Origin of the sequence: Bifidobacterium sp. UTBIF-68 (assembly GCF_006408855.1) — a bacterium.
Taxonomy (GTDB): domain Bacteria; phylum Actinomycetota; class Actinomycetes; order Actinomycetales; family Bifidobacteriaceae; genus Bifidobacterium; species Bifidobacterium reuteri.
The window spans coordinates 19,381-27,054 of sequence record NZ_JFAN01000033.1; the positions used below are offsets into that span (position 1 = coordinate 19,381).

7 protein-coding genes and 1 tRNA gene are annotated in these 7,674 nt (G+C 56.5%); 6 read left to right on the forward strand and 2 right to left on the reverse strand.

What is annotated here, in order from left to right:
- Positions 1–420 precede the first annotated feature (420 nt).
- The 3 genes from BW14_RS09630 (at position 421) to BW14_RS09640 (ending at position 3,387) form a co-directional block, all read left to right on the forward strand.
- Positions 421–966 carry a holo-ACP synthase gene (locus tag BW14_RS09630; RefSeq protein ID WP_140490440.1) on the forward strand — a complete coding sequence of 182 codons (546 nt, stop codon included), beginning with the start codon at positions 421–423 and terminating at the stop codon, positions 964–966.
- A gap of 220 nt (positions 967–1,186) precedes the next feature.
- Positions 1,187–3,214, forward strand: a complete 2,028-nt coding sequence (locus BW14_RS09635; protein ID WP_181161809.1) for an alpha-amylase family protein — start codon at positions 1,187–1,189, stop codon at positions 3,212–3,214.
- Between the two features lie 99 nt (positions 3,215–3,313).
- Positions 3,314–3,387: transfer RNA gene (locus BW14_RS09640), tRNA-Gly, on the forward strand.
- 671 nt (positions 3,388–4,058) lie between these two features.
- Here BW14_RS09640 and BW14_RS09645 read toward each other — a convergent pair.
- Complete coding sequence (locus BW14_RS09645; RefSeq protein WP_140490432.1) at positions 4,059–4,415, reverse strand: hypothetical protein; 357 nt, start codon at positions 4,413–4,415, stop codon at positions 4,059–4,061.
- 239 nt (positions 4,416–4,654) lie between these two features.
- Positions 4,655–4,912 (reverse strand): AlpA family transcriptional regulator, encoded by a 258-nt coding sequence (locus tag BW14_RS09650; RefSeq protein WP_219847195.1) that lies wholly within the window; start codon positions 4,910–4,912, stop codon positions 4,655–4,657.
- A 129-nt stretch (positions 4,913–5,041) separates the two neighbouring features.
- On the opposite strand from BW14_RS09650, the gene BW14_RS09655 reads away from it, so the two are divergent.
- The 3 genes from BW14_RS09655 to BW14_RS09665 all read left to right on the forward strand — a co-directional run bounded on the left by BW14_RS09655 (position 5,042) and on the right by BW14_RS09665 (position 7,671).
- On the forward strand, positions 5,042–5,539 hold the full coding sequence (locus BW14_RS09655; protein WP_140490434.1) for a helix-turn-helix domain-containing protein: 498 nt from the start codon (positions 5,042–5,044) through the stop codon (positions 5,537–5,539).
- A 3-nt stretch (positions 5,540–5,542) separates the two neighbouring features.
- Positions 5,543–6,640 (forward strand): tyrosine-type recombinase/integrase, encoded by a 1,098-nt coding sequence (locus BW14_RS09660; protein WP_140490436.1) that lies wholly within the window; start codon positions 5,543–5,545, stop codon positions 6,638–6,640.
- Between the two features lie 404 nt (positions 6,641–7,044).
- A complete protein-coding gene (locus BW14_RS09665; protein ID WP_181162370.1) occupies positions 7,045–7,671 on the forward strand; it encodes a helix-turn-helix domain-containing protein in 627 nt (208 codons plus the stop codon).
- Positions 7,672–7,674 lie beyond the last annotated feature (3 nt).

Genomic DNA, 7,674 nt, shown 5'->3' on the forward strand with positions numbered 1-7,674 from the left:
ACAGTGCGTGATGACTACGCCATTACGCCGTTTTGTCAGCCGGGTATTGCGGACGGCAACCCCTCGTAGCGCCGATAGATGCTCCTGAAGACGAAAATCAACCCCTTGTAAGCGAGAATGCATGTTTCTACTAGTGGTCTGTCTCACAAATGATTGAGCACTGCTTCTCCTGTCTCTCCCCCAGTCAGCTTCGCTGACAGCCCCCTCGTCAGAGGGGGCCAAAATACCACCGCTGTCTGTTTCATGGCAACGTCCCATCAGGGGGCCAACACCACTCAACCAATTACGAGACGGACCACTAGCTGCGCGCGTTGCCGCAAAGCGAGAATAGGGTCGTGTCGGCAATGCGCGACGGCTTGCTGACAGGTGTTCTACTGTTGAAATGGGTGCAATCAAGCGTTAAGGGAGGCGAATATGGCCATGGGCGTGCGTGGATTGGGTCATGACGTGGTGGATGTATCGGCGTTCGCGGCGCAGCTCGCCGAACCGGGAACGCGCATGCGCTCGCTGTTCTCGGTGCGAGAGGTGCGGCAGGCATTGGAACGCGCGCGCGTCAAAAACAACGGCGAGGCCGTGCATCTGGCGGCCAAATGGGCAGGCAAGGAGGCGTTCCTCAAGGCGTGGTGCGAAGCGTTGGGGGAGAGGCCTTATCCGTTCACGTTGGATGTTTTTCCATGGCGCGAAGTGGAGATCCTTGACGATTCGCACGGTGTGCCGCATGTGATGCTGTCCGGTAGGGCGGCGCGGGAGTTCCGTGATTCGTTGGCTGGCGATGGGCCCTCTGCTGGTTCGTCATTCGCGCCGCGTGCCTCCGGTGGTGGGGCGGCAGGCCGTTGCGCCGGTGATAATGGCGTGCAGCCCTTTCGCGCCGATCGCCCCGATTGTGCAGGTTCGATTCCCGGCGTCCATATCTCTCTGAGCCATGACGGTCCCATTGCTTCGGCTGTGGTGATGGTCGCCGTTTGATTCTCGAGCGATAATCGTCTCAATCGCACTCCCAATCTCGCCCCTTCATCTCACTCCCCATTGCATCCGATGCCTCGCGCGACACAATGTGCATGGGGTCGCTGGGATGCCGGTTCCTCTCCGGTGTGTCGCGCGCCATCCCGTCGAACCGGTTCGATATGATAGGCGTCAACGTCAATCGGTTGACGCAGATATGAAGCATGGAACGAAGGAGTTTCCGATGGCTCAGGGCAACCAGCCGGCACAGCACACAACTATCAGCGACACCAAGGCCGCGCAATCAGCCAAAACCGGCGCGACCAGGGCCGCGACCAAGACCGCGGCGAAGGCCCCAAAGCCAGACAAAACCGCAGCGTCGAAGCGCCCGACCGCAGCCAAATCCGTCACCGCGGCTGCCGCGGCCAAACCGAAGCGCACTGCTCCGAGCCCTGTGTTCCTCTCCCGTCTCGAATCACACAAAGCCGAACTTGAGCGCCTGTTCATGAGCCTGTACGGCGAGCGCGAAACCGCCACGGAAGACTTCAGCGCACTCCTCGGTGCCATGGCCGAAGCCTACGCCGAGCGTCCCGCCGACCTCAAACGTCTCGACAAGTCCCGCGAAGCCGATCCGGACTGGTACAAGCGCGGCGACATGTTCGGCATGACCATGTACACCGACCTGTTCGCCGGCGACCTCAAGAAGCTCGCCGACAAGATCCCGTACCTCAAGGAACAGAAGCTCACCTACCTGCATCTCATGCCGCTGCTCCAGATGCCCCGCCCGAACAATGACGGCGGCTATGCGGTCGAGGATTTCGATACCGTCGACCCGAAGCTCGGCACCAATGAGGACCTCGCGAATCTCGCCAAGAAGCTGCGCCGCGCCGGCATCAGCCTGTGCATCGACTTCGTGATGAACCACACCGCATCCACCCACCGCTGGGCCAAGGCCGCGCAGGCCGGCGACCCGGAATATCAGGATTATTACTTCTGCTTCGATGACCGGACCATGCCCGACAAGTACGAAGAGCATGTGCCGCAGGTCTTCCCGAACACCGCGCCCGGCAACTTCACGTGGAACGAACAGATGGGCAAGTGGGTCATGACCCAGTTCTACCCGTTCCAGTGGGACCTGAACTATCGCAACCCCAAGGTGCTCGTGGCGATGCTCGGCAGTGTGATGCATCTGGCGAATCTCGGTGTGGAGGTCTTCCGCATCGACGCCGTGCCGTACATCTGGAAGGAGCTCGGCACCGACTGCCGCAATCTGCCTCAGGTCCACACCATCGTGCGCATGCTGCGCATCATCCTCGAATGCGTCTGCCCGGCTGTGGTGCTCAAGGGCGAGGTCGTCATGGCCCCCAAGGAACTCGCGGCGTACTTCGGCACTCGCGAAGCGCCCGAGTGCCATATGCTGTACAACGTGTCCGTCATGGTGAACCTGTGGAGCGCGCTCGCCAGCCGTGACGTGCGCCTGCTCAAGACCCAGATCGACAAGCTGGACGCGCTTCCCGAGAACTGCTGGTTCGTCAACTATCTGCGCTGCCATGACGATGTCGGCTGGGGACTGGACGAGGACGTGGAACATGAGCTCGGCATCGATCCGCTCAAGCACAAGGAATATCTGTACCACTTCTACGAGGGCGCGGTGCTCGGCGGCTGGTCGATGGGGGAGCTCTACAACTACGACGAGGCCACGCGCGACGCCCGCAACTGCGGCACCACCGCATCGTTCTGCGGCATCGAAAAGGCCGTCATCACCCATGACAAGCCGTTGCTGGAGACTTCGATCAGGCGAGACCTGCTGATGCATCAGACCATGGCGTTCCTGCGCGGCTTCCCGATGCTCAACTGCGGCGACGAAATCGGTCAGCTCAACGGCTGGGAGTACAAGGATGATCCCGATCGTGTGGAGGACAGCCGCAACCTCCACCGCAGCAAGTTCGACTGGGACAAGGCCGCGCTGCGCAAGAAGCCCGGCACGTTGCAGAACCGTCTATGGAAAGGCATGGAAGGACTGCGCGAGATGCGTCACGACCCGTGCTTTGCCCCGGACGCCTGGGTCTCCACGTGGGATACGTCCAATGATGCCGTGCTCGCCGTGGTCCGCAAGGTTGATGACGCTGTGCTGGTCGGCCTGTTCAGCTTCTCCGAACACGAGCAGCACGTGCATCTGAACCCGGGTGCCGACGAGCAAGGCGCCGCCGTGGTCAGGGAGCCGCTCGACGCTGACCTCGCCCCGTATGAGGCGCGATTCGTGCGGCTGTAATGGCTCTGACGGGTGTTGTGGCGTCGTGAGTATGCGCGACTTGCCGCTTTCTGGGATTTGTGTATAATGTCTCAAGTCGCCAAAAGCGACGCCCTACACGCGGATGTAGCTCAATGGTAGAGCCTCAGTCTTCCAAACTGATTACGCGGGTTCGATTCCCGTCATCCGCTCCAAGCTGAAAGGCCTGAAAATGCTGGTTTCTTAAGGTGTTTCAGCAACGCTCAAGAGTTCTTGTGAGAACATTTTGAGAACAATTGAAAAGAGTCGAGCATATCTCAAAGCATCGAAACCATTGTGGAGTGAAGAGTTGAGGCATGTGCAGTCTAGACTGTCCAAACCGGCGCGGCAAAAGCCCGTGTTCCGGCAGAATCTAGCTGCCTTGGTTCCTCCAGGCCTCTGTAAGGTAAATAAACGCTGTTTAAACGCGCTTTTATGCCAAGTGTGAAAAAAGATATGCAATCGATATTTAAGCGCGTCTAAGGTGCCAAAAAATGGCTTGCAGGGCATGTTTGAAGACAGGCAGTACTCCGAATCTGTCGTTGTAGACCGTTTTTGCCGCCTAGCGGGGAGTTTGCCAAGGGGCCAGAACTGCCCCTCGATGTGCTCCTCGCGCATGCGCCTAGAGTTTATTAAAAAATCCTAAAGACTCTATAGAGAATAGGGTTGTCAAAAAGTGATAACCGTTAACGTCAAAAAGTGATAACCGTTAACCTCAATTATTGATAACCGTTAACGTCAATTATTGATAACCGTTCGCTTGTCAATTATTGATAACCGTTCGTGACTTATTCACATTTTATGTGGATAACGAAAAGAGCCCGCACTAACACATGCGGGCTCTTTCTCAAGCTGGTCTCCAGGCTATATCGTGTTGCTGGTCTTGCCAGTCGTCCAATGTATCTTCGATGCCACGTAGTTTGTGGTACTGGTTGACGAGGGGGATAAGGTCATAAGTTGTTTGATGTCCAGGGGAAGCCCGGGTCTCTCGTGCGATGAGCCCGAGCTTGACAAGTTTGCCGTAGGCGCGCTGCAGAGCCTGCCAGCGTCCTCGATACATCTTCTCGTCGCTGGGGGTGACGCCCCAAAGTTCTTTGATGGTGGTTTCGCATGATGCATAATACAAACAGGTGCGTTGGTATTTTCCGTTCTTATCGTAGTATCCGCGCAAGTTGCCGCGTGGATCGGCTGCGGTTTTAGCCATGTGCCGGAGCACATTGGCTGCGGTATGCGGAACTAGTGCGTGATAGCGCTCCGTTTTGTTACGCATAGGGCGCCGTTCGCGCTTGTGGGCGACTACGAAGCCGGCGTACTCTAGTAGCCGATCTCCCATGGTGCTCCGTTCCCATCCACGCTACAATGGCTGCGGATGATTCGTGTCGAAGGATTCATCATTGAGCCACCGTGAGCGCGGTGGCTTTTTCGTTGTCTGGCGCTCAGCGTTCATGCGGGCATCTCCGCTGTTGAATGGCGCACGGAAGCGGCGAGCCAGGCATCAATGTCGCCCTTGCGGTAGAGCACAGTCTTCGGTGCAGGTTTCAGGAATGCTGGTCCTTGGCCAGCGTATCGCAATTGAGCTAGCTGTCCTTTCGGCAGTGAAGTGTAGGCAGCGGCTTCGTCGGGTGACATGACGACATCATCCGGGTTCGGATTGGTCGCGATTCGTTCCATGAGGCTTGTATAAGTCGATATTGCTGCCATCGTTCTTCCTTTCAGTGAAACTAGTTATCTGAAATGTTGTTTTTCAAGATAACAGCCTTTTCTGATATATGCAAATGGATTCACTGTTTTGCGGTTTTTCTAAAACATGGTCTGCTAAAATCAATCAATATGGAAGAGAATAATTTCGATTCGGTTATTGGCGGCAACATTAGAAGGCTTCGGGTCGAACACAATAAAACGCTTGAAGCCGTTGTGAAGGCAATGCAAGTGTGCGGCTATAAGTGGTCTACGACCACATTGTCGAACATTGAAAGAGGGACGCGTCCTCTTAGGGCATCCGAGATATTTGATTTGCTGCATTGTCTAGGATTTGAAGATCCCGTTTCCCAATTGTCGGCGATTTACGAGACGCCGACGGAATCCCGTTTGAATACGGAGATCCTATGGATGCACTTGGCCCGTGCTGATTTTGAAATTGCGGTGGCTAGATACGACAAAACGCGTGACAACCTTATTGGGATGCTTGAAAGCGAGGAAGCGGCCAAGCGGTTTACGGTGGCCACACAGCGACACTACCGAGAGCTGATTCAGAACGAGGACAAGATGATGGAAAAGGTGATAAGCCAATATCCATTCTTGAAGCACGACCCTTCTGAGACGGAATGAAATATGCCTGGACCGTATGCGTACCAGACCAGAGAGGGGGAGAGGCGGTATTATGTCAAATACCGCCTTCCTGACCATACGCAAAAAACGAAGCGTGGTTTCAAGCGCAAAAAGGACGCACAAGATTATCTGGCGCGAGTAACCATCGATCTCAATGACGGCAATTATGTTGATCCACGGGCCGGGTTGGCCCGCGTGGACATGCTTGCGAAAACCTTTCTTACGGGAAAGAAGGGGGCGGTAAAGCCCAAGTACTATACCGATCTCGAAAGCGCGTGGGAGAACCACGTAAAACCGAAATGGGGAGCACGAGAAATAGGCGTAATTCGTCGTTCGGAAATCCAATCCTGGATTAGCCAATTATCGGAGCACCGCAGCGCGAGTGTGGTCCAACGCGCCCACACAGTGCTTAAGGGGATTTTTGAGATGGCGGTGAGTGACGGGCTGCTCAGGGAATCGCCTTGCAAGAATATCGAGTTGCCGAAAAAGATACGGAAACCGAGAACATATCTCAACGAAAAACAGGTGCTTGACCTAGCCTGTGCGAGTGGTGAGCATGCGACGTTGATACTTGTCTTGGGTTTTTGTGGGTTGCGAATGGGCGAAGCGCGAGGGCTGAGAGTTCGCTGCGTTGATTTCGTTCATGGACGTTTGAACGTGGAGAAGAGCGTAACTCGTGTCAATCGCGAGTATGTGGAAAGCGAACCGAAGACATGGGAAATGCGAAGTGTGCCTGTGCCTGCCTATGTCATGGCTCAGCTGAGCGAGCAATGCCGGGGGAAAGGACCCGATGATCTCGTATTCACTGGGCGTGGACGTGACCGATACCTAGGCGAGTACAGGAAAGGCGCTTATGGTTGGTATTCGCGGGCGCTGGCCTCTTCTGGTGTCCCAGCGCTGACTATGCATGATTTGCGCCATACTGCAGCAAGCATTGCGATTCACAGTGGCGCGAATGTCAAGGCAGTTCAGAGGATGCTTGGACATAAGACGGCGGCGATGACGTTGGATACTTATGCCGACCTGTTCGACAGTGATTTGGATGTTGTCGCCAATCAGGTAAATGAATTGATTCTGAATGCGTCATCGAAAACACGTTGATGCAAAGCAGCACTGTTCCGTGGCGAACGGCGAGCGGTGCGAGTGACCCCGGCAATCTCCACGACCCGAAACCATGAAGCCGCGAATACGGAATACGCATCCATAATCCATGAGACGTCACCAGAGCAAGCAAGTACACCACCCAGCATCCACCAGAACAGTCACCAAACCACAGCACCACCAGCCAGCCATCAACAGCCAGCCCCCCTATACAAAAACCCATAGCAAGCCAGAACTATGAACAAAACAGGAACGATATGCACTTCTTGCACCCATGCCTTTCAGGCACCGCCTTAACGGCGGAGTTCCAACGTTTATCGTGTGGTGAGGCCAGTTTATGGCCGATATCGCGATACAGGTAAAATGACGTTTGCCTATAAATGCCGTCAGGACGGGGAATTGCGATGGCTTTTCACAGTGGTTTCGAGCCGCGCGAAGTGCTGTGCGCGGAGTGCGGCGCACCGTTCGTGGTGGCGCCGAGCGCCAAGGGCGGGGCGCCGGCCATCTACTGCTCGGACGAATGCCGACGAGAGGCCCGCAGAAAGCGCCAGACCGAGCGCATCGCGCGGGCTCGCGCCCGGAGGCACGAGCCGACAACGAGTCCGAGACCCGTCACGGAGAAGATGAGGCAGGCCGGGGAGCTGGCCGAGGCAGGCATGAAACAGGCGGAGATAGCCCGCAGGCTCGGCGTCTCCCAACCGACCGTATGCCAGCACATCCACGACTACAGGACACGTATGGCGGAGGCCGAACGCGCGCGGCTCGCAGCCGAAGCCGAGGCCGAGGAGGAGGAGAGGGAGCAGGACGAACGCGAGAGGACCTACAAGGCATGGCATTGGAGGGTGCGCGCGGCGACGAAGGACCTGCCCATCACCCTGCTGAAGAAAGTGGGCGGCATGGATCTGAACATCCGCACCATGCCGCAGACCCGTGAGGAATGGGACGAGGCCATAGCCGACCTGGACACGGCCATCTCGGACATACGACGAGTCAGGGGCAAACTGGTCAGGCTCAAGGCCCGCATGGCCTAAGGG